The organism is Exiguobacterium sp. AB2 (genome assembly GCF_000696055.1).
GTDB classification, from domain to species: Bacteria; Bacillota; Bacilli; order Exiguobacteriales; family Exiguobacteriaceae; genus Exiguobacterium; species Exiguobacterium alkaliphilum.
Genome location: NZ_JNAA01000067.1, coordinates 22900 through 41942 on the forward strand (window position 1 = coordinate 22900; position 19043 = coordinate 41942).

Annotated in this window: 23 protein-coding genes and 1 pseudogene; 14 read left to right on the forward strand and 10 right to left on the reverse strand. The window is 52.8% G+C overall.

Annotation, left to right across the window (positions count from 1 at the left end):
* Positions 1 to 3 precede the first annotated feature (3 nt).
* Positions 4 to 918 carry a sensor domain-containing diguanylate cyclase gene (locus tag DI14_RS08845; RefSeq protein WP_034807686.1) on the reverse strand — a complete coding sequence of 305 codons (915 nt, stop codon included), beginning with the start codon at positions 916 to 918 and terminating at the stop codon, positions 4 to 6.
* Between the two features lie 144 nt (positions 919 to 1062).
* On the opposite strand from DI14_RS08845, the gene DI14_RS08850 reads away from it, so the two are divergent.
* The 3 genes from DI14_RS08850 (at position 1063) to DI14_RS08860 (ending at position 2466) form a co-directional block, all read left to right on the forward strand.
* Entirely contained in the window at positions 1063 to 1455 is a 393-nt protein-coding gene (locus DI14_RS08850; RefSeq protein WP_235193432.1) for a GNAT family N-acetyltransferase, read from the forward strand.
* 11 nt (positions 1456 to 1466) lie between these two features.
* Positions 1467 to 2168, forward strand: a complete 702-nt coding sequence (locus DI14_RS08855) for an SDR family NAD(P)-dependent oxidoreductase (protein WP_034807690.1) — start codon at positions 1467 to 1469, stop codon at positions 2166 to 2168.
* 88 nt (positions 2169 to 2256) lie between these two features.
* Positions 2257 to 2466 carry a hypothetical protein gene (locus DI14_RS08860; protein ID WP_034807692.1) on the forward strand — a complete coding sequence of 70 codons (210 nt, stop codon included), beginning with the start codon at positions 2257 to 2259 and terminating at the stop codon, positions 2464 to 2466.
* An 18-nt stretch (positions 2467 to 2484) separates the two neighbouring features.
* Here the strand turns inward: DI14_RS08860 and DI14_RS08865 are convergent, their stop codons facing one another.
* Positions 2485 to 2904: a hypothetical protein gene (locus tag DI14_RS08865; RefSeq protein WP_034807695.1), complete on the reverse strand. Its 420-nt coding sequence runs from the start codon at positions 2902 to 2904 to the stop codon at positions 2485 to 2487.
* A gap of 143 nt (positions 2905 to 3047) precedes the next feature.
* On the opposite strand from DI14_RS08865, the gene DI14_RS08870 reads away from it, so the two are divergent.
* Positions 3048 to 4043: an MDR family oxidoreductase gene (locus tag DI14_RS08870; protein ID WP_034807697.1), complete on the forward strand. Its 996-nt coding sequence runs from the start codon at positions 3048 to 3050 to the stop codon at positions 4041 to 4043.
* A gap of 57 nt (positions 4044 to 4100) precedes the next feature.
* Here DI14_RS08870 and DI14_RS08875 read toward each other — a convergent pair whose 3' ends face one another.
* From DI14_RS08875 to DI14_RS08890, 4 genes are all read right to left on the reverse strand, one after another.
* Positions 4101 to 4445, reverse strand: a complete 345-nt coding sequence (locus DI14_RS08875) for a general stress protein (RefSeq protein ID WP_034807698.1) — start codon at positions 4443 to 4445, stop codon at positions 4101 to 4103.
* Between the two features lie 96 nt (positions 4446 to 4541).
* Positions 4542 to 6002: a UDP-N-acetylmuramoyl-L-alanyl-D-glutamate--2,6-diaminopimelate ligase gene (locus DI14_RS08880; protein ID WP_034807700.1), complete on the reverse strand. Its 1461-nt coding sequence runs from the start codon at positions 6000 to 6002 to the stop codon at positions 4542 to 4544.
* Between the two features lie 154 nt (positions 6003 to 6156).
* Positions 6157 to 6357: a hypothetical protein gene (locus DI14_RS08885; protein WP_034807701.1), complete on the reverse strand. Its 201-nt coding sequence runs from the start codon at positions 6355 to 6357 to the stop codon at positions 6157 to 6159.
* Entirely contained in the window at positions 6354 to 6587 is a 234-nt protein-coding gene (locus tag DI14_RS08890) for a hypothetical protein (protein ID WP_034807703.1), read from the reverse strand. Before DI14_RS08890 ends, DI14_RS08885 begins: the two co-directional genes overlap by 4 nt.
* A gap of 122 nt (positions 6588 to 6709) precedes the next feature.
* On the opposite strand from DI14_RS08890, the gene DI14_RS08895 reads away from it, so the two are divergent.
* On the forward strand, positions 6710 to 6928 hold the full coding sequence (locus DI14_RS08895) for a hypothetical protein (protein ID WP_235193433.1): 219 nt from the start codon (positions 6710 to 6712) through the stop codon (positions 6926 to 6928).
* A 260-nt stretch (positions 6929 to 7188) separates the two neighbouring features.
* The gene (locus DI14_RS15470) at positions 7189 to 7347 is read left to right on the forward strand and encodes a hypothetical protein (RefSeq protein ID WP_160165647.1); all 159 of its coding nucleotides are present in this window, start codon (positions 7189 to 7191) and stop codon (positions 7345 to 7347) included.
* Between the two features lie 3 nt (positions 7348 to 7350).
* Here the strand turns inward: DI14_RS15470 and DI14_RS08905 are convergent, their stop codons facing one another.
* Positions 7351 to 8142: an HAD-IIB family hydrolase gene (locus DI14_RS08905; protein WP_034807706.1), complete on the reverse strand. Its 792-nt coding sequence runs from the start codon at positions 8140 to 8142 to the stop codon at positions 7351 to 7353.
* A gap of 68 nt (positions 8143 to 8210) precedes the next feature.
* Between DI14_RS08905 and DI14_RS08910 the strand changes: the two genes are divergently transcribed.
* The 4 genes from DI14_RS08910 (at position 8211) to DI14_RS08925 (ending at position 10842) form a co-directional block, all read left to right on the forward strand.
* Positions 8211 to 8459, forward strand: a complete 249-nt coding sequence (locus DI14_RS08910; RefSeq protein WP_034807708.1) for a hypothetical protein — start codon at positions 8211 to 8213, stop codon at positions 8457 to 8459.
* Between the two features lie 116 nt (positions 8460 to 8575).
* Positions 8576 to 9136 carry an RNA polymerase sigma factor gene (locus DI14_RS08915; RefSeq protein WP_034807710.1) on the forward strand — a complete coding sequence of 187 codons (561 nt, stop codon included), beginning with the start codon at positions 8576 to 8578 and terminating at the stop codon, positions 9134 to 9136.
* Entirely contained in the window at positions 9133 to 9852 is a 720-nt protein-coding gene (locus DI14_RS08920; protein WP_034807712.1) for an anti-sigma factor, read from the forward strand. The genes DI14_RS08915 and DI14_RS08920 overlap by 4 nt, the downstream gene beginning before the upstream one ends.
* Positions 9853 to 9936: 84 nt before the next feature.
* Positions 9937 to 10842 carry a Gfo/Idh/MocA family protein gene (locus DI14_RS08925; protein WP_034807713.1) on the forward strand — a complete coding sequence of 302 codons (906 nt, stop codon included), beginning with the start codon at positions 9937 to 9939 and terminating at the stop codon, positions 10840 to 10842.
* A 39-nt stretch (positions 10843 to 10881) separates the two neighbouring features.
* On the opposite strand, the gene DI14_RS08930 is transcribed toward DI14_RS08925, so the two are convergent.
* Positions 10882 to 11799: a DMT family transporter gene (locus DI14_RS08930; protein WP_034807714.1), complete on the reverse strand. Its 918-nt coding sequence runs from the start codon at positions 11797 to 11799 to the stop codon at positions 10882 to 10884.
* 326 nt (positions 11800 to 12125) lie between these two features.
* Here DI14_RS08930 and abc-f point away from each other — a divergent pair, with 326 nt between their 5' ends.
* The gene (gene abc-f / locus DI14_RS08935; RefSeq protein ID WP_034807715.1) at positions 12126 to 13970 is read left to right on the forward strand and encodes a ribosomal protection-like ABC-F family protein; all 1845 of its coding nucleotides are present in this window, start codon (positions 12126 to 12128) and stop codon (positions 13968 to 13970) included.
* An 18-nt stretch (positions 13971 to 13988) separates the two neighbouring features.
* Here abc-f and DI14_RS15535 read toward each other — a convergent pair whose 3' ends face one another.
* Positions 13989 to 14150, reverse strand: coding sequence for a hypothetical protein (locus DI14_RS15535; RefSeq protein ID WP_034807717.1), 162 nt, complete (start codon positions 14148 to 14150; stop codon positions 13989 to 13991).
* 89 nt (positions 14151 to 14239) lie between these two features.
* On the opposite strand from DI14_RS15535, the gene DI14_RS08945 reads away from it, so the two are divergent.
* Complete coding sequence (locus tag DI14_RS08945) at positions 14240 to 14572, forward strand: hypothetical protein (protein ID WP_034807719.1); 333 nt, start codon at positions 14240 to 14242, stop codon at positions 14570 to 14572.
* A gap of 536 nt (positions 14573 to 15108) precedes the next feature.
* On the opposite strand, the gene DI14_RS08950 is transcribed toward DI14_RS08945, so the two are convergent.
* Complete coding sequence (locus DI14_RS08950) at positions 15109 to 15957, reverse strand: Cof-type HAD-IIB family hydrolase (protein ID WP_034807721.1); 849 nt, start codon at positions 15955 to 15957, stop codon at positions 15109 to 15111.
* 162 nt (positions 15958 to 16119) lie between these two features.
* Between DI14_RS08950 and DI14_RS08955 the strand changes: the two are divergent.
* Together DI14_RS08955 and kynU are read left to right on the forward strand one after the other, a co-directional pair.
* Positions 16120 to 17635: pseudogene (locus DI14_RS08955) on the forward strand (BCCT family transporter).
* 125 nt (positions 17636 to 17760) lie between these two features.
* On the forward strand, positions 17761 to 19038 hold the full coding sequence (kynU, locus tag DI14_RS08960; RefSeq protein WP_034807722.1) for a kynureninase: 1278 nt from the start codon (positions 17761 to 17763) through the stop codon (positions 19036 to 19038).
* Positions 19039 to 19043: the final 5 nt, after the last annotated feature.

Sequence of the window (19043 nt, forward strand, 5' to 3'; positions counted from 1 at the left end):
ACCTCACCGATCCGTTAATGGATCGGTGAGGTTGTTTTGTTTCATACGGCGTTTTCGTTCATACATGGCTTGATCCGCCTTATCGTATAAGGCGACGAAATCGGTATGGTCCTCTGTAAAGGAAGAACCGACCGCAGCCGATATACCCGCTTCTTCAAAAGCAAAATGAATGGCCGTAACAAGTTCCGACAACTCCTGGTCCGAACCGGTCATCAATACGACGAACTCGTCTCCACCGAGCCGGTACACTTTTGGACTTTTTCGTGTCAACACGTGTGCCGCTCGTTGGAGCAACATATCGCCAGCGGAGTGCCCGTACGTATCATTGACCTGCTTTAAATCGTTTAAATCGATTACAATGACGCCGCATGATGAGGCAGTGGGTAAGCGATCGACGGTCTCTTCGAACGCCCGTCGATTCCACACGCCGGTTAGACTATCGTGGCGACTCTCATATACGAGTGCTTCTCGTTCCGTGACGGCCGCCTCGACATTCCGGATGACGCCTTGCACGGCGACAAGTTCCTCGCCTTCATAAATCGGTGTCGCATACTCCTCAAACCATAAATAACGACCATCATTCGTTTGCCACCGCTGCAAAATCGGTTCTTCATAGTTAACCTGCCCTGTCACTTTCTGGACAAGTAGCTCATAATCATCTGGATGAATGCGATGAAAACAGTCATTCGGGTCGTCATAGTTTTTCGCAACCGTCCCTTCTCCTAGATAGTCATCAAGTGACGGACTGATGTAACGAAACCGAAAGACCGGTTTCACGTCAAAAACGTAGATGACATCTTTCATCTGGTCGGTGAATCGGGTTATCGGTTCATCCGCCTGATTCACTTGACGACGGATTTTATAGACAATGAATGCTACACTTAACCCGATAAGGATCCCTAAAATAAACTCGACCACGACGTACACCCCTGTCTTAAAAAATCTTCATCTATCGTATCATGGAGCACGCCTATGCCTCTTGCGTCCTCCGTTATTTAGGGGAATGATTTTTTAAGATCTTGTCATCAATGTGCCACGTCAGTTCATTTGGAGGTTTCTATAGTGAGCTACTTTATTCGTCCCTACACTGAGAAGGACTTTGAACAAATCCAAACATTAAACGAGACAGAAGGCTGGACACAGCTCGTCGTACGTTCGGATGAGACGAGGCAGGCTTGGGACCATTCAAACGTGGCCTATGTCATCGAGGTCGACGGATTAATCGTCGCGTACGTCCGGGGGATGACCGACACGGCCGTGAGCCTGTACATCTGTGAACTGCTTGTCGCCGCCTCACATCGTCGACTCGGACTCGGGGAGCAACTTTTGGCGTACGTGCATTCACGCTATCCGACGACACGCCTCGAGATGCTTGCGAGCGCCTCATCGCAGACGTACTATGAGAAATTGAACTTCCGTCCGTTTTACGGTTATCGTAAAACGATACATGAATAGGAGGAAAAATGATGAAACTTGCCATCGTCACCGGTGCCTCACGCGGCCTCGGCCGCGCCATTGCCGAAGAACTATCGAAACGGGATTACGAGGTCGTCAACTTCTCACGCACGCAAGGCGATGCCCCGTTCCGCCATGTGAGCGTCGACCTCTCCGATTCTGTGAGTCTACTCCACGCGCTCGAACAAATGCGTCCGCTCATCGAACGCGCCGATTCGCTCCTCGTCGTTCAAAACGCGGCGCTGATTGACCCGATTCATCAGGTCGGACAGTTAGACTCCAACCAATTGATGTCACACGTCCAAGCGAATTTGCTCGCACCGATGCTCCTCGCCAACCATGTGCTCCGTTATACGTTACCGGTCTCGTTCATTCACGTGACGTCGGGCGCCGCCAAACGGCCGATTTCTGGTTGGAGCGCGTATTGCGCGACGAAAGCCGGTCTCGATCACTTCACGGAGACACTCGCCCTCGAGCTGACCGACACGCACCACCGGGCCGCCTTGTTCAATCCGGGCGTGATGGACACATCGATGCAAGCGACGATTCGAGCCTCGTCAAAAGACGCTTTCCAAGATGTCGAACAGTTTCAGGCATACGTCGTGGAAGGCCGGCTCCGTTCTCCGGAAACCGTGGCCCGTGTCTTGATCGAGTATATGATTGATACGCCGTTTGAGAACGGGAAGACGTATTCGATTTACGACCTCGTCTAATTTTTAACCCGGGTCAAAATTCACCCACCCCTTCTGTTCTTAAGCGTCTACACTGAAGTCAGACAAAAGCAGAAAGGATGATGGTGTCATGAAGACGATTGCAGGAGGGTTATTGTTTTTCGGCTTATTCAGCCTTGTTCTCTCGTCCACGATGATTGGCGACACAGCTATCGTCGGCGCGTTGGTGAGCGGCGTGTCCATCCTCTCGAGCGTCGGACTATGGTTCGGTGCGACGGAAGTCGTGCGCATGCGCTCGGACGTCCGCTCCATGAAAAAAACGTCTTTCCCTACTGAATGAGGGAAAGACGTTTTCGATTCAATCTTCGTCTTCGTCATCGATGAAATCGTCGAAGTCGTATTCTTCAAAATCTTCTTCATCAATAAAAATATCACGGTCATTGACGACGTGAATCGGACCGTTGGCCACGTCGATTCGAATCGTCCATGCCCATGGAATGCGCAATCGGCTATATACGCCCGTCCAGAATTCCATCGATTCTTGTTCATATCGTTCGAATTCTGTGAGTAACTCTTTGAACGTCACGCCGGATAACTGAAAGTTTGAGTCTTGGATGCGTTGAAGCGCGTGATGCTTCGCTTCAAGCTCCGCCGCTCGGACCATCTCTTCGGCAGTCGCCATCTCGAGAATCGTACCATCGGGCGGTAGAATGTCGTATACGTTAAACAGTTCGCCTTCTTCTACTTCTTCGTCAAACTCGTAGTCATCGTGCCGCATGCTACATTCCTCCTCACTCTAGTTGAATCTATTCCATTATACCATTCCACTCCACGTGAGAACGAAACATTTGTGTATATATTTTCTACGAACGGGAATCATAGTAGAGGATGAAACCTTACGATTCGAAAGGGGAAATGACGATGCATGACACGTTTCAAGCGCTCGTTTTAAACAGAGAAGAAAACCGGCTTCATGCCGAAGTGACCGAAGTGAAACGCGACGCACTACCGCGAGAAGAAGATGGGAACGTACTAGTCGAAGTCCATTACTCCGCGCTCAACTATAAAGATGCGCTCGGACTGACCGGAGCGGGGGCGATCATTAACGAGTTCCCGTTCATCCCGGGCTGTGAGTTCGTCGGAAAAGTCATCGAATCCGACCATCTCGATTTCAAAGCCGGCGACGAGGTCATCGCGACCGGTTTCGGTATCGGTGAACGACATTTCGGCGGTTTCAGCCAAGTTGCACAAGTTCCCGGAAATTGGCTGGTCAAACTGCCTAAAGGTATGGAAATGCGCGACGCCATCGCAATCGGGACACCTGGACTGACAGCGATGCTTTCAATCGATGCGCTCGAGTCCGCCGGCGTTCGACCAGGAGAAGAAGTACTCGTAACAGGTGCGACTGGAGGAGTTGGCAGTTTTTCAATCGTTTTACTTCATAAACTCGGCTATCACGTCATCGCATCGACAGGAAAAACAGACTCTCCCTACTTGTATGAACTTGGCGTCGACACGGTCATCGACCGGCATGAGCTCGAAGGACCGACGCGTCCTCTCGCTCGACAACGTTTCGATGCGGCGATCGATTCGATTGGTGGCAACACACTTGCAAATATTTTGAGTCAAGTCCGTTATGAAGGGGCAGTCGCAGCGTGTGGGCTTGTCGGCGGTTCCGATCTTCCGACCACTGTTTATCCGTTCATTTTACGAGGCGTCAAATTAATCGGTATTGATTCCGTCATGCAACCCATCGCACGACGTTTGAAGGCGTGGGAACGATTGAATGAACTACTCGATTCGAACGTCCTCAACCATATGATTCACGAGATCCCGCTTCATAACGTCCCTCGCCAAGCCGAGGCTATGATGCGCGGTGAACTGAGCGGCCGGACCGTTGTCCGCACCCATACCTAATCCAAACAGGGCTGAATCGATGGATTCAGCCCTGTCTCTGTATGCTTCAAGGAAAGGTTATAATGTGAAGCCGTTCGGCGCGTCTTTGACGACGACGATCACTTTCCCTTGGTCCAACTTCTTCTCAAGGCTATCCGCCTCGGTCGCTGAGAAACCAAGTTCCTCGAACTGGGCACGTAACTCGTCCCCTTTTTTACGGAACAAGTTTTTCGCTGCCGTTCCGAGACCGACGTCCGATGCCGATACCGTATTCGCGTCCGCGTTGTCGGCGACTCGATCGGTCCGGTCATCGTCATGGGTGATGACGTAAATGTGCGACTCGTCGACCCCTTTTGCTTTCATCGATTGAATGGCGGTGACGACTTCTTCATCATTTGTGAACTCTTTGTACAAAACTGACATGTCTATTCTCCTCCTTCAATTGCGTTACAGTTAAAGGTATTTCCTGTTTTCATCGTTTCTACACATTAAAAAACGATGACAAGCGTCATCGTTTCGTCAAACGGCCGGTTCTTGGCCCTTCAATTTTTTCAGTTCATCCAACAAAATGTCAGATTCGTTGAACGGAATCGATTGCTTCCCGACACGTTCGATGTGGTCATGGCCTTTCCCGACGACGACGACTCGTTTGCCGTCGAGTCCTTGTAGCGCCGCATGTTTAAGGGCGTCTAACCGATTCTCAAACGTCACATGCGGTGTGTCCGCATCAATCCCCTCGAGCAAGCCATCGATAATCTGCGTAGGATTTTCTGAACGCACGTCGTGAACGGTCACAATCAAGCGGTCGGCGTAACGGCTCGCAACCCGACCCATCTCGGCCCGTTTCGTCGAGTCGCGATCGCCGGCCGCACTCAAGACGACGACCAATTCGCAATCGTCAGCTTGAAGCGTCGACAGACACTTTTCTAGCCCGTCCGGTGTATGTGCATAATCGATATAAATCTCTGCGTCCTCCGTGTCGAGACGCTCGAGACGACCTTTCGGAAGCGTGAGCCCCGGCACGTTGGCAATGATGGAACGGAGCATCAATTCAGACGTCGAGACGAGCCCGATCGCAGCAGCCAAGTTCGCCGCATTGAACGCTCCCATGAACTGAACGGGTACTTCAATCGTCATCGCGTTCACTTTGACACGCACCGTGTCATCGAGCCAAATGACTTGGATGTCGGCCGGTACGTTCGTGTGCGTACTGTACATGACACGGCGTCTCGTTGGAGCGAACGACGCCATAATCGCACTCGCCTCGTCTTCCGCATTTAAGATGATCGCGTCACCGTTCGTCTGTTCGACTTGCTCGAACAAACGGGCTTTCGCTCGCGCGTATTCATCCATCGAACGATGGTAATCGAGGTGATCGTGCGTCAGGTTCGTGAACGCGGCCGCATGGAAGTGGACCCCTTCGACGCGCCCTTCCATCATCGCATGTGAGGATACTTCGACGACACAGTCGGTCACCCCGGCATCTGCCATCTCGGCCAAGAGTCGGTGCAAGACGACGGCTTCCGGTGTCGTATTCGGTGTTTCTAGCGTTTGGTCTTTATAGCGAGCCCCAATCGTGCTGACGATGCCGATCGGTCGTCCCGATAATCGAAACAAATCGTATGTGAGTGTCGCTGTTGTCGTCTTCCCGTTCGTTCCCGTCACGCCATAAATGCGCATCCGGTGCGACGGATGATCGTAAAACGCGCTCGCCACGATGCCGGCGGTCCTTTTCGTGTCAGCAACGACAATGTTTGGTACATCAAGTTCAAGCGGATATTCCGAGATGATGGCGCTCGCCCCTTTTGAGACGGCATCTTCAGCGAATTCATGACCATCCACCGTATAGCCGCGGATGCAAATAAATAAATTCCCTGGACTGACCTTCCTGGAATCCGTTTCAATTCCGGTCACCCATGGATCACATTCGATGTCATCCATCTCATTTCCTAGAATGGCGGATAAACGTTTCGTCCTCATGCTGTGTACTTCCTTTCTCATGGGTGTCACTAGGTTCGTAAACCTTATCGTCATGGTACTCGATTTTAGGCGTAATGGAGATGACAAATATATTACTTCCCTTTTTCATATGAAAACATACGTCAAACTAAAAAAATCCTAGCCCATGACGGGACTAGGAGGTTAATTCGCTATCGGTAAACTGAAGTCCTTGTTTGACGAGCGCACGCTCTAACACTTGTAGTACTTTCGGGCCGATACCATGCATCGCGGCGATTTCCGTCTTCGAATACGTCGCGAGTTGTTCGAGCGTGTCAATGTAAGCGGCAGCGAGCGCCCGTTCTGCCGGCGCTGGACATTTTGGGAGCGGTGTCATCCGATTTCCTCCTCTTTTCCATAAGCGCGTTCAATAATCGGGAGACAGGCGAGGACGCGTTCAACGTAAAACGTTCGACGGGCCCGTTTCCGTACATCCCAAGCAATGATTCGCTCGCCTTGTAACCTCAACAATTTGACTCGGCGCTTTGAAATCACCCCATGTCGATCGACATACATCAATTCTACCAATCGACCTAAACGCATATCACGTAACAACTCATCCTTCATCTGTTCTCCCTCCTTTACTTCTATTATACCGAACAAAAGTTCGTATTTCTAGTTTTAGGTGTGCACTTTGATGTTTTCGAGTATGCTGGGAATAACAGTTTTATACGAAAGGAGCGTTGTCGATGACGACGTATGTTATGCTCGCGCTCTTGGCGCTCGTCTTATTCATCTCTATGACGTTTGCGGCCAAGGCGTTACCGAATTTAAAAAATGTGTTATATAATCGCGGCAGCCTTTTCGGGGCGGACAGTGAGACCGTCACGTGCCCGAACTGCAAGAAAACGTTCAAGCGTTCCGGTAGCAACACCCAGACGTGTCCACACTGCTACCGTTCATTTTGAACCGATACCCGATCGCATCGCGCGTTCGGGTTTTTGAATGTGCTCAAATCGAGTTGTTATCGTTTACAGTCGATTCGAGACAGGGAATAGGTCCATTATTGCTATGCCCATTTCCAGGCCATGATGTGCCTTCAAAGGAGTTCACGATGTCATTCTTATCCGACCACGAATTGTTTGAACGAATCATTCAATGAGACACCTCTGCGTTCGAGCTCCTCTACGACCGATATGAGCGGGTTCTCTACCTCACCGCACTCCGTTTGACGAACCGGGCCGAATTGGCCGAAGCCGCACTGCTCGAGGTGTTCAATGAGTTGTGGCGCGCCCCTCAAACATTTGATATCCAAACCACGTCGCTCCGACTCAGGCTGTTTGCTCGGGCCGAGACGGCTGCTCGCCAGTTGCTACAGACCGCATGATCGTCAATCGAACTCACGTGTTAACACTTCTAAAATCCCGGCCGCATAAGATTTTTTCGTAATACGTTGATGAGCTCGCTTCGCCTGCTCAGTCCCATTCCCGAGGACGTATCCGTTGCCGACCCGCTTCAACATCCCGAGATCGTTGCCGCTGTCCCCGAACGCGTAGGCGTCTTCGGCGCGAAACGAGAACCGGTCACATACATACTCGACCGCTGCCGTCTTTCCAGCACCTTCAGGGATAAAATCGATGTCGTACGACCCGTCCGGATCGCCCGCGAGCGGATTGCACCGGCTGATGTTCACCGCGATACCTACCGTCCTCGTCGCTTCCCGAATTCGCTCGAATGCAGCCTCTTGATGATCGTGGTAATAATAGTTCTGCATCCACACGTTCGTCCCGTCCCCGGGTTGTGCTTCGAGCACGATGGCTTCGGATCGCATCATGTCGACGACACGTCCGACCCGGTCCGAGAAGTCGTCCGGGAACAGTTGGCTGAACGCGTCATCTCGTTTCAGCGTCCCACTGGCATTGACGCGATACAGCTCCGTCCCGAGGCTTGAAGCGATGCGATGCGGCCAATAGCGCATCGAGGCGCGCATCGTCTTTTCCGCCAAGTCGGCGAACGAACTGCCGGTGACCCACATCGTCGAGAACCGTTCCGCGTGTTGTTCTAAAAAATCTTCGAGTCGACGGACGTCGGCTAATTGTTCTTCCGTGCACGCATGGGGGAAGTACGTCTCGTCAAAATCGAAACAGACGAGCGTCCGCCCTTCTCCGGTAAATCGTCTCATTCGTAATCCTCCTCCTTGTGTCGCCATACCCCATCTCGTATAGTAAAAGTACGAAAGGAATGAGCGACGTGAAAAATTGGGTAAGCCGTTACTACTGTCAGTATAGCGGAATCATGATCGGGTTCGGGCTCGTCTTCGCCTTTTTTCTCGGAATCCGGACCTCCTCGTTTTGGCAGCAATGGCTTTCGAACGGGCCCGCGCTCGCAGCGGGTCTCGGCACGGCATGTTTATTCAGCTTGTTCGCCTATATGCTTCTCAGCCACATCCAAGCGTTTCTGTACAAGCATCTAGGTGAGGCTACGACGTGTTCCCGTTGAACGCGTCGGTTACATAACAAACTGTTCACGAATTTGTCACCCGAAAAAGACATCCATTTCACCGTTTGATCCGTTAGATAACTACAAGGGACATCCCTTTTATAAAGGAGAACGCGATGACTGATTACGAACTGTATGAGCGTGTCAGGCAAAAAGACAAACAAGCGCTCGAAACGTTATATGATCGTTACGAACGAATCCTGTATGCGTTCCTGATGCAATTGACACAGGACCGCGACCTCGCCGAGGAAGCGATGCAAGAAGTGTTCATCAAGCTGTGGCGCGGCGTCGGTGTCTATGACGAGACCAAAGGCCAGTTCCGTTCTTGGCTTTTCACGATGGGACGAAACGTCGCCATCGACTTGATTCGAAGACGAAAGCCGGACCTCCAGCTCGACGAATCTTACGCCGAGACGATTCCTTCGACCGAACGTTCGGTCGAGCGTGAGGTCGAGTGGCAAGAAGAACGGACGCAAATCGAGACGGCGATGGCCGAACTTCCGGCCGAGCAACATCAAGTCGTCCGCCTCATGTATTTCCAAGGACTTAGCCAGCAAAAGATTGCGGATGCGTGCGGTATCCCGCTCGGCACCGTGAAAGGAAGGATTCGGTTGGCGTTGAAGCAGTTACGAAGACGACTATCCCCAGATTTAATCGATAAGGAGGTGGAACGATGAACGCTTGTGACCAATTGATTGATTACTTTAACCGACATTTGACAGAAGATGAACGAATCCGGTTCGAGGCACACCTCGCGACTTGTGAGACGTGCCAACAAGAACTCGAACAACTCGAGGCTCTCGTCGGCGGCGTCGCGTTCCTCTCCGAACCAGCAGAGCCGCCAAGCGGGATGAAGGCTCGAATCTTAAATCACGTCTTCGCCGAAGACGAGATATCGAAAGCGGTCGATTCGAAGACAGACAAACCGGCACCGGTAACGCCGTTCACCGCACCGAAAGAAAGGCGGAAAGCACCGTGGGTCGCGTTCGCCCTCGCCGCTGCCTTACTGTTATCGCTAATCGGGAACGGGTACTTGTTGCTCAATCAGACTGAACCGAGCGGAATCGCCTTGACCGAGACCGTCCCACTCGACGGGGAAGCCGACGGTGTGGCCTATCTCGCCGAACAAGACGGGACGCGACAGCTGATCGTTCAAACGAACGGGCTCACTCCGCTCGAGGCGAACGAAGTGTACCAAGTATGGCTCATAAAAGACGACTCCCCGATTCCGACCGGAGCGTTCGTCACCGATGACAAAGGCAACGGCACCGTCATCTATACGCTTGATGCGACGGAGGCCGAGATGGATTGGGACACGGTCGCCGTGACGAAAGAACCGGAGCGCGGCAACACGACGCCTGAAGGAGAGATTGTCTTACTCGCGAGCCTCTAATGTACAGACCGGGGACAAAAACGCATCAGGCGTGGATGTCTTTCGGTCTGTTTTTTCGTTATGATGAGACAAAGGAGTGATTGGATGCGAAAACCGAAAATCGGGGTCGTCGGTCTCGGCGGCATCGCCAAAAAAGCATACTTGCCGATTTTAACGAACAGCACAAGCTTTGAACTGATCGGCGCGTTCTCACCGACCGTCGCGAAGCGGGAGGCGATTTGCCGGGCTTATCGGATGGAGTCGTTCGTGGGACTGCCCGAACTCGCAACGTCCGTCGATGCGGCGTTCGTCCACAGTTCGACCGAGACACATTATGACGTCGTCTCTTATTTACTCGCCCGAGGCGTCGATGTATACGTCGATAAACCGCTCGCCGCGACGATGGACCAAGCCGAGCGACTCGTCGAGCTGGCCGAACGAAACGATCGCAAACTGATGGTCGGGTTCAATCGTCGTTTCGCCCCGATGTATCAGCAAGTCCGGGATGCAGGGCCGTTCGATTTGCTCGACTTTGTCAAACATCGGGGAAACGGGATTGGACGCGACTATACGTTCACGCTACTCGATGATTATTTGCACGTCGTCGACACGCTTCGATACTTCTCAACAGGTGACCTGCGCCTCGTGACGGGACACATCGAGACGACCGAAGCGAACGAACTGCACGTGGCGCGACACGTCTGGCGAGACGACCACGGCCTACATACGACGGCGATGCATCGACACGCTGGAGCAAACCATGAAGGATTGAGCGCCGTCGCCGCAAACGTCCGGTTCACCGTCGACGAGATGGTCACGTTGAACCGCTTCACGAACGGGACCCAGACGACCGAGACGTTCGGGTCGTGGGACACGCTCCTCACCCAGCGCGGCTTCCAAGGCGCCATCGACCACTTCATCGAGGCGTTGTCCGAGGATACCCCGATTTTGACCGACGGCCGCGAAGCGCTTCTGACGCAACAGCTCGTCACCGACTTATTCAAACGCTGAATCCATGACAAACGGGACCTGGCCGACAGGTCCCGTTTGTCATTGGATGTGTCGTTTATCCGGTTCAATTTGGCTAATGGCGCGTTTTTGTCGACGCTCGACGAGAGTCGACCACGTCACGGCCGTCACGATACAGGCGGCGCCGATGAAGAAATTGCGATCGAGTTGTTCATTCAAGACGAGCCAGCCGAGATAGCCGCCGACGAGCGGTTGAAAGAAGAAAAAGAGCGAACCGACGCTTGCGTCCATGAGTTCGATCCCTTTGTTCCAAAAGAAGAACGCCCCGGCCGTCGAGACGATCCCGACATAGAGCACACTGAGCCAAAGAGCCCCCGTCATCGTCGGCAACCCATGATCGATGACTTCCATGCCCATGAGCGGCGTCATCAACACGAACGCGATGCCAATCGCAAACGTCGTAATCGTCAGAGACGACAGTGTCGCCGACGCGATTTTGACGTAGATTGACATGAGCGCCCACGTGATGGCCGCCCCGACCAAAATCAAGCTACCGATAAAATACGTCCCCTCGACGTGCCAGCCGACGACGATAATGACCCCGACTGTCGCCAAGAGGAGCGATCCGACTTTCACCGGTGTCAACTTCTCTTTCAAAATCACACGGGCAAACAGCACCATGAACGCGGGCGTCGCAGCCGTGACGAGCGATCCCGTATGCGCGTCCGACAGTTTCGTCCCGATGAACTGAAACGAAATCGAGGCGACATAGCCGATGACTCCGACGAGCGCGATCCATTTCCAATCACCACGCCCGATCCGTTCTCTTCCGAACAGCCACCACGCGCACATCAACACGATGAAGGCCACGAAGTAGCGCATCCAAATGAGCGTGAACGGCTCGATAAAGCCGAGCGCATATTTACTGACGACGTACATGCCCCCCCAAATACTTGCGGCGAGTGTCAAACTGATGGCACCGAGCCACTCTTTACGCATCGTGTCCCTCCTCTCCTGATGCCTAAACAATACGACACCGCTTGATCATATTCCTGTTTTCTAGTTGTCCGATATGAAGAAATCGCTTACACTGAGGATAACGATGATTGAAGGGAGGGAGAAAGGTGAACTTTGTCGGACGTACGCATTGGTCAACAGAACATTTGTACATTTTGCGTGCGATTTTTCACGATGTCGCGTAATCACAGGACCCGTCTGTCCTTTTTTAGACATTGTTGAAATACGACAAAGCGCCTCTCCCTCTTGCCGAGCGCTTCTTTGCGCTCGGCTTTTTTGATAGGCCTCTACTTTAGGAGGAACGATTTATGTTAATCGAATTACAAAACATCCAAAAGCAATACGGCGGCCATGCCGTCTTAATCGATGCCAATCTTCATGTGAACGCCGGCGAACGAATCGGGCTCGTCGGACGGAACGGGAGCGGCAAGACGACACTTCTGCGTCTGATCGTCGGCACTGAAACACCGGATGGCGGAACGATTTACCGGAAACAGCGGTTGATGATTGGCTATTTGGCCCAAATCCCGTCCCATCCCGACAAGACCGGTCGAGACGTGCTCTATACCGCATTCGCCGAATTGACGCGACTCGGCGACGAGATGCGACAGCTTGAAGCAAATATGGCTTCAAGTGACGACATCGACGTGCTACTCGAGACGTACGGCGCCTTGCAGACCCGTTTCGAGAACAACGGCGGCTATACCATCGATTCGAAAGTGAATGCGATGATTGACGGACTCAGGCTTGACCGCTTCGTCGACCGGCCGTTCGACACACTTAGCGGCGGCGAACGGACGAAAATCGGACTCGGCTTGGCGTTACTTCAGGAACCGGACCTGCTCATCTTGGACGAGCCGACGAACCACCTCGATTTAGAGGCGATGGCTTGGCTTGAGACGTTTCTTTCAGACAGTCCGTCCACGCTCCTTCTCGTCTCGCACGACCGTGTGTTTTTGGATGCCGTCGCCACCCGCATCATCGAATGTGAGGATGGTGAATTGATGAGTTTTGACGGCAATTACAGCGTGTTCATCGCCCAAAAAGAGAAACGACTGCTCGACCAATTTCACGCCTACACGGAGCAACAGAAGAAAATCAAGAAAATGAAAGAGACGATTCGTCAGCTTCGCCAGTGGGCGAACGAAGGACACCCCCCGAACGAGAAATTTTACCGTCGGGCCAAGTCGATGGAGAAAGCGCTCGCCCGAATCGAGACGATCAAACGGCCACAACTCGAATCCATTCAGCCTGACATCCAGTTCATGGCGCATGGCCGGACCGGACGTGACGTCTTCGAGGCGACCGATGTGACGGTCCGTTTCGACCAGACCGTCTTCGAACACGTCTCGTTCTACGCGGGCCATGGTGAACGCATCGCCATCGTCGGCCCGAACGGGAGCGGGAAGTCCACGCTCTTGAACGTGTTGCTCGGCCACATTGAACCGACCTCAGGCGAAGTGCGGCGAGCGGAACGGTCCAAAATCGGTTATTTATCCCAGCACGTCGACTTCGATGACACGCATCGGCTCATCGAGGCGTTTCGCGACCGGATTCCCGTCGACGAAGGCAAAGCGCGACAACTCCTCGCCCAATTCCTCTTCTACGGCGCAAGCGTGTTCAAGCCGGTCAAGGATTTGAGCGGCGGCGAGAAGATGCGGCTCATGATTGCCATCTTGATGCATGAAGAGATGAACGTGCTCGTCCTCGACGAACCGACGAACCATTTGGATATCGAAGCACGTGAGGCACTCGAAGAGGCGCTCGACCGTTTTAACGGGACACTCGTCGCCGTATCGCATGATCGCTACTTCTTGAATAAATTGTTCCCAATCACGTACTGGCTCGACGGGACGACGACGCGTTTCCCGGGAAACGTGACGTACACGCTCGAGAAGCGACGCGAGGCAATCGAGACGGTGATGCCGATGCCAAAACCAAAAGCACCTCCGAAGCAAAAAGTGGCGACACCTTCAACAGACGTCTCGCGCGGAGAAGCGCGTTTGGCCGAGCTCGAGGCGCTCCATCAGTCGCTCGTTCTTGAAATGAATGACACGAACGATTTGGAACGATTGATGACGTTGCAACGACAAAGCGACGCCTTGCAAACTGAAATTGATTCATTGGTCTTAGAATTACTTGAATTTATGTAAAAACAAACGACGCCGGGCTTAGCGGCGTCGTTTCTGTTCGTACCATGATTGCGTGAGAAATCCGATTATCCCGACCGCGATCAAAACGTAGGGTAGGACCCGCGGCACTGCTGCCCCCTCCCCAATGGAGAGGAGGAGCAGACCGCTCGCGAACGTCCCGAGCCAATAGATTTTCGGCATTTTGTCACCTCCCGTAAAAATCGCTTGTAATTTGTCTGAATTTTCCGTAAAATATCATCTAATTCTATCTCAAGAAAGGAGACTCGCCAATGCCACGTCGTAATTGGAACAGCCTTGTCCGTTCTACCTTATTCGTCACCATCGCCCTCGCTGCTTTTTTATACGTACGTTATGACGCAGAAATCAAAGAACGAGAACACGCTTTGGAATCATATCTTGCCACTCATTATAACATTCCGGAACAGACTTACTCGCTTGACGGAGCACTCGGCCTTAGTGGTTACGTCTATGACGTCACGTTCCGTGACGAACCGGATGCCGACTATTCGTTCCGTGTGACGAAGGCGGTCGACGGTCACCGCATCGAGTATAAAGCGGCGGCTGGTGCTTCCCCGTTACGTGTCTCCACGTTCACGCAATGAAAAAGCGCCACAGTCGTGGCGCTTACGGTGAGCGTTTCTAGTCGGTTGGACTTCCACCCGATCAAGTTGATCGACCGTCCCATAAGTGTTACGTCGTGCTAGAAAGCGATGCGATTCATGCAACGATTTCCGAGCAATCGTTCGTCTTCCTGACAAGGCGGCACATACAGAAGCACGGCTTCCGGTTGCCAATCAATCGTCAGTTCGACCTGTGTGAACGAAATCTGTCACGAATCCCATCCGGCCCACCTCCGCCCGAGGAGACACCCCCAACCACCCTACTCGTGTCCCCAAGAATCCTTTTCGTCTGCCCCTCACATCGCGTAAGGTCGGCGACAGGTAGCGACAGGGAACGGTTCGATGACCGGTTGTCCGAACAGGCTGTCTGTCGTTTGACCGGTTCATGCCTAGTCAAACGTCTCAAGCGATGATTCATCTGTCGTCCCCTTTCGACTTCCTTGATGAACGAGGACTACAGTAATACAATAGCCGTTTTTGAAAGCTTCGAATCCGTGTTCACCATTTCTCCAAATCTTTTAAATGTAATGCTCGAGCGCATACGCGACGCCGTCTTCTTCGGCGTCTTTTGTGATGTGCGTACTAATGTCTTTTAACGCATCCACAGCATTTCCCATCGCGATGCACGTCTCCGCCACCTCGAACATCGAGACGTCGTTCAAATTATCGCCGATGGCCACGATATGTTGTTTTGCGATATGATGATGTTCTGCCAACTGTTCAAGGGCCATCCCTTTACTCGCTTTCGGATGACCGATCTCAATTTTCGTCCACCCGGCTGTCGTAATCAAAATATCGGTCCGCGGCTCGTATAATTTCCGAAGTTTGTGGAGTTTACGACGATCGAACGAGTAGATGAACACTTTATACACTTCATCCGCCTCAAAATCGATGTCCTCGATCACATCGACGTACATCAAACCGAACTGTTCGTTTTGAATCTCGATTTCCCGCTCTCCCCATTCCCGCGTGAATGATTGATCGTGCGGGAGCACCTCGTCAAGCTCCCCTTTCAATAAATGCGTCCCCGAACGCAGCACTTTCACACCGGTATTCGTATAAAACTCCACGTACGTGTCGTGCTCGTGGGCGATGTCCCATAGCTCTTGGACGACATGTTTCGGGAGCGAGTGATAGTAAATGCGTTCATTTTCATAAAAGGCGATCGCCCCATTCCCGGATAAAATCGGGCACGTCAAATTGCTCCGTTTTAAGATTTCTTCGATATCATGAATCGAGCGTCCCGACGAGATGGCGACTAAATCGCCTTGCGCTTGCCGCCGTCGAATCGCCTCCTGGTTTGCTTCCGTGATGATGCCTTTTCGCGACAATAACGTCCCATCCAAATCAATCGCAATTAACTTCATATCGGTCCCTCCTCTTAATACAGTCTTCTTCTTTATCATTCCCTCATTTGTCGTCGCTCAACGTCCAGATTGCACAATCGATGAAAATCTCGTTTTCTGACATTACTTTTAGGGAATAATAATGAGGCCTACATAGTCGTATTCATTTAGGAAGGAGATTTTATGAATCATTCATCGAATAAGCTACGGTTGAACCGTGTGTTTTATATCTCGGCAAGCGTGATCGCCTTGCTCGTATTGTTCGGGGCCGTACGCCCGACGTTGTTCGCGGAAATCGCCGGCAACATCTTCAGTTTCACGACGCAGTCGTTCGGCTGGTTTTACTTGATGGCCGTCTTTTTCTTCGTCCTCTTTCTCGTCTTCCTCGCGTTCAGTAAATATGGAAAAATCCGTCTCGGTGCGGACAGCGACCGGCCACAGTATCCGTTCTTCACTTGGATCGGGATGCTGTTCTCGGCCGGCTTCGGCGTCGGGCTCGTCTTCTGGGGCGTCGCCGAGCCGATGAGCCACTTCTTCACACCACCTTATGCGGACACCCAAGCGTTGACGGTCGAAAGCGCCCGTCTCGCCATGGCCAACTCGTTCTTCCACTGGGGAGTGAGCCAATGGTCCGTGTTCGCCATCGTCGGTCTGATCATCGCTTATTTCCAGTTCCGGAGAAACGCGGATGGCCTCATCTCGACGAGTTTGTCTCCTCTTTTGAAAGACCGCTCGTATACGCGGCCGCTCAATCAGACGATTGACATCTTTGCTGTCATCGCGACGGTCATGGGCGTCGCCACATCGCTCGGTTTAGGGGTACTGCAAAATCAACGGTGGGCTGAACAGCGTCTTCAGTTTACCGAATACGGCGCTCGTTCAAGTATTGATCATCGTCGTCCTGACCGCCCTGTTCTTGACGTCGACGACGACCGGCCTTGACCGCGGTATCAAATGGCTCAGTAACGTGAACTTAGCGACGGCGCTCGTCCTAATGATGTTCGTCTTCTTTGCCGGTCCGACCGTCTTCATCCTCGAGACGTTCACGCTCGGATTCGGTGATTATTTGCAAAACTTTATCCGCTACAGCCTCCGGCTCCAACCTTATCAACAAGGAACGTGGGTCCGGGACTGGACGATTTTCTACTGGGCGTGGGCCATCGCCTGGTCACCGTTCGTCGGAGCGTTCGTCGCCCGCGTCTCGCGTGGTCGCACCATCCGTGAGTTCATCGTCGGTGTTCTCGTCGTGCCTCCGGCCATTGCGCTTCTATGGATTGCGGTATTCGGCGGGACGGCGCTCCACCTTGATTTGTTCGAGGGGACGTCGATTGCTCAAGCGGTCGATGCGGACGTCACGAGCGCCTTGTTCGTCACGTTCGCCGAGTTGCCGTTGCCGTTCCTTTTGTCCGTCTTATCCATCCTGCTCATATTGACATTTTTAATCACGTCCGCCGACTCAGCGACGTATATCATCAGCAGTATGACGACGAATGGCAGCTTGAACCCGCCTCTCGCCGTTCGCATCGTCTGGGGTGTATTGCTCGGCGGCATCGCGGCCGTCCTGCTCATCGCAAGCGGCCTCGAAGGATTACAGACCGCCTCTCTCATTTCGGCGTTGCCGTTCACCGTCATCCTCATTCTGATGGTGTACACGTTGTTCAGCCTGTTGCGAAAAGAAAACATGAAGAAAATCAAATGATGTCACAAGAGCCGCCTTTTACTAGGGCGGTTCTTTTTAGTCGATCGTCTCCACTCAGTTGACACGGTTGACGTCGATTGCTACGCTTTTGTCAGAATTGCATGACGAATTTTAGGGGGATGAGTATGCTACAAGATTTCACACGGTCATACGCCGAGACGCTCGACAAAAGCGATGCTCTGGCACACTATCGGGAAGAGTTTTATTTGCCGCAAGACGGGATTTATATGGACGGGAACTCGCTCGGGCTGTTATCGAAACGGGCCGAGCAGACGCTTCTCGAGTCGCTTCAAGACTGGAAAGAGCTCGGGATTGACGGGTGGATGTCGGGACGTCATCCGTGGTTCAACTTATCGGAAGAACTCGCCGGTTTGAACGCACCGCTCATCGGGGCACGTGCGGAAGAAGTCATGGTGACGGGATCGACGACGGTCAACTTGCATCAGCTCGTCGCCTCGTTCTATAAGCCAGAAGGTAAGAAAACAAAGATTTTAGCGGATACACTCACGTTCCCATCGGACATCTATGCGCTGAAGAGTCAACTTGAATTGCGCGGATTAAACCCAGAGGACCACCTCGTTCAAGTCGAGAGTCCGGACGGCCGTTATTTGCGTGAAGACGACATCATCGCCGCGATGACGGATGAGATCGCCCTCATCGTCTTGCCGACGGTGCTCTATCGGAGCGGACAAATTTTAGATATGGCCCGTCTCGCCAAAGCGGCCCATGAACGCGATATCTTAATCGGCTTCGACGCCTGTCATTCCGTCGGGGCCATCCCGCACGCCTTCCACGATTGGGGGGTCGACTTTGCGTACTGGTGCAACTATAAACACTTGAACGGCGGCCCAGGGAGCGTCGGCGGCTTATTCGTCCACGAGCGCCACTTCGGGACGACACCCGGCCTCGCAGGCTGGTTCGGTTCGCGTAAAGACAAGCAGTTCGATATGGACCACACGATGACGCCGGCCGACCATGCCGGAGCGTTTCAAATCGGGACACCACACGTTTTGAGCCTCGCTCCTCAACTCGGGGCGCTCGAGATGTTCAACGAAGTCGGGATGGAGGCGATTCGTGAAAAATCACTCGCCTTGACGACGTATCTGATGGATCTCGTCGAGACCGTACTCGCACCTTACGGGTTCGTGCTCGGCAGCCCGCGTGACGAAGCAGCCCGCGGCGCCCACCTCAGTCTCGAGCATCCGGAGGCGGCCCGCATCTGCAAGGCGCTCAAACAACACCGGGTCATCCCGGACTTCCGGGCCCCAAATATCATCCGGCTCGCACCGGTCGCCTTATATAATACGTTCACGGACGTATATGACGTCGTTCAAATCTTGAAGACGATCATGGATGACAAAGAGTATGAAGCGTTTGTGAACGTTCGCGAAGTCGTGGCGTGAGGAGG

Bases quoted from the DNA above. Each gene is read 5' to 3' on its own strand.
- DI14_RS08945 (WP_034807719.1), top strand. From the start codon at position 14,240: ATGCCACGTCGTAATTGGAACAGCCTTGTCCGTTCTACCTTATTCGTC.
- DI14_RS08865 (WP_034807695.1), bottom strand. From the start codon at position 2,904: ATGCGGCACGATGACTACGAGTTTGACGAAGAAGTAGAAGAAGGCGAA.
- DI14_RS08855 (WP_034807690.1), top strand. From the start codon at position 1,467: ATGAAACTTGCCATCGTCACCGGTGCCTCACGCGGCCTCGGCCGCGCC.
- DI14_RS08875 (WP_034807698.1), bottom strand. From the start codon at position 4,445: ATGTCAGTTTTGTACAAAGAGTTCACAAATGATGAAGAAGTCGTCACC.
- kynU (WP_034807722.1), top strand. From the start codon at position 17,761: ATGCTACAAGATTTCACACGGTCATACGCCGAGACGCTCGACAAAAGC.
- DI14_RS08950 (WP_034807721.1), bottom strand. From the start codon at position 15,957: ATGAAGTTAATTGCGATTGATTTGGATGGGACGTTATTGTCGCGAAAA.
- DI14_RS08860 (WP_034807692.1), top strand. From the start codon at position 2,257: ATGAAGACGATTGCAGGAGGGTTATTGTTTTTCGGCTTATTCAGCCTT.
- DI14_RS08870 (WP_034807697.1), top strand. From the start codon at position 3,048: ATGCATGACACGTTTCAAGCGCTCGTTTTAAACAGAGAAGAAAACCGG.
- DI14_RS08880 (WP_034807700.1), bottom strand. From the start codon at position 6,002: ATGAGGACGAAACGTTTATCCGCCATTCTAGGAAATGAGATGGATGAC.
- DI14_RS08905 (WP_034807706.1), bottom strand. From the start codon at position 8,142: ATGAGACGATTTACCGGAGAAGGGCGGACGCTCGTCTGTTTCGATTTT.
- DI14_RS15535 (WP_034807717.1), bottom strand. From the start codon at position 14,150: ATGCCGAAAATCTATTGGCTCGGGACGTTCGCGAGCGGTCTGCTCCTC.
- DI14_RS08895 (WP_235193433.1), top strand. From the start codon at position 6,710: ATGACGACGTATGTTATGCTCGCGCTCTTGGCGCTCGTCTTATTCATC.
- DI14_RS08920 (WP_034807712.1), top strand. From the start codon at position 9,133: ATGAACGCTTGTGACCAATTGATTGATTACTTTAACCGACATTTGACA.
- DI14_RS08890 (WP_034807703.1), bottom strand. From the start codon at position 6,587: ATGAAGGATGAGTTGTTACGTGATATGCGTTTAGGTCGATTGGTAGAA.
- DI14_RS08930 (WP_034807714.1), bottom strand. From the start codon at position 11,799: ATGCGTAAAGAGTGGCTCGGTGCCATCAGTTTGACACTCGCCGCAAGT.
- DI14_RS08885 (WP_034807701.1), bottom strand. From the start codon at position 6,357: ATGACACCGCTCCCAAAATGTCCAGCGCCGGCAGAACGGGCGCTCGCT.
- DI14_RS08925 (WP_034807713.1), top strand. From the start codon at position 9,937: ATGCGAAAACCGAAAATCGGGGTCGTCGGTCTCGGCGGCATCGCCAAA.
- DI14_RS08915 (WP_034807710.1), top strand. From the start codon at position 8,576: ATGACTGATTACGAACTGTATGAGCGTGTCAGGCAAAAAGACAAACAA.
- abc-f (WP_034807715.1), top strand. From the start codon at position 12,126: ATGTTAATCGAATTACAAAACATCCAAAAGCAATACGGCGGCCATGCC.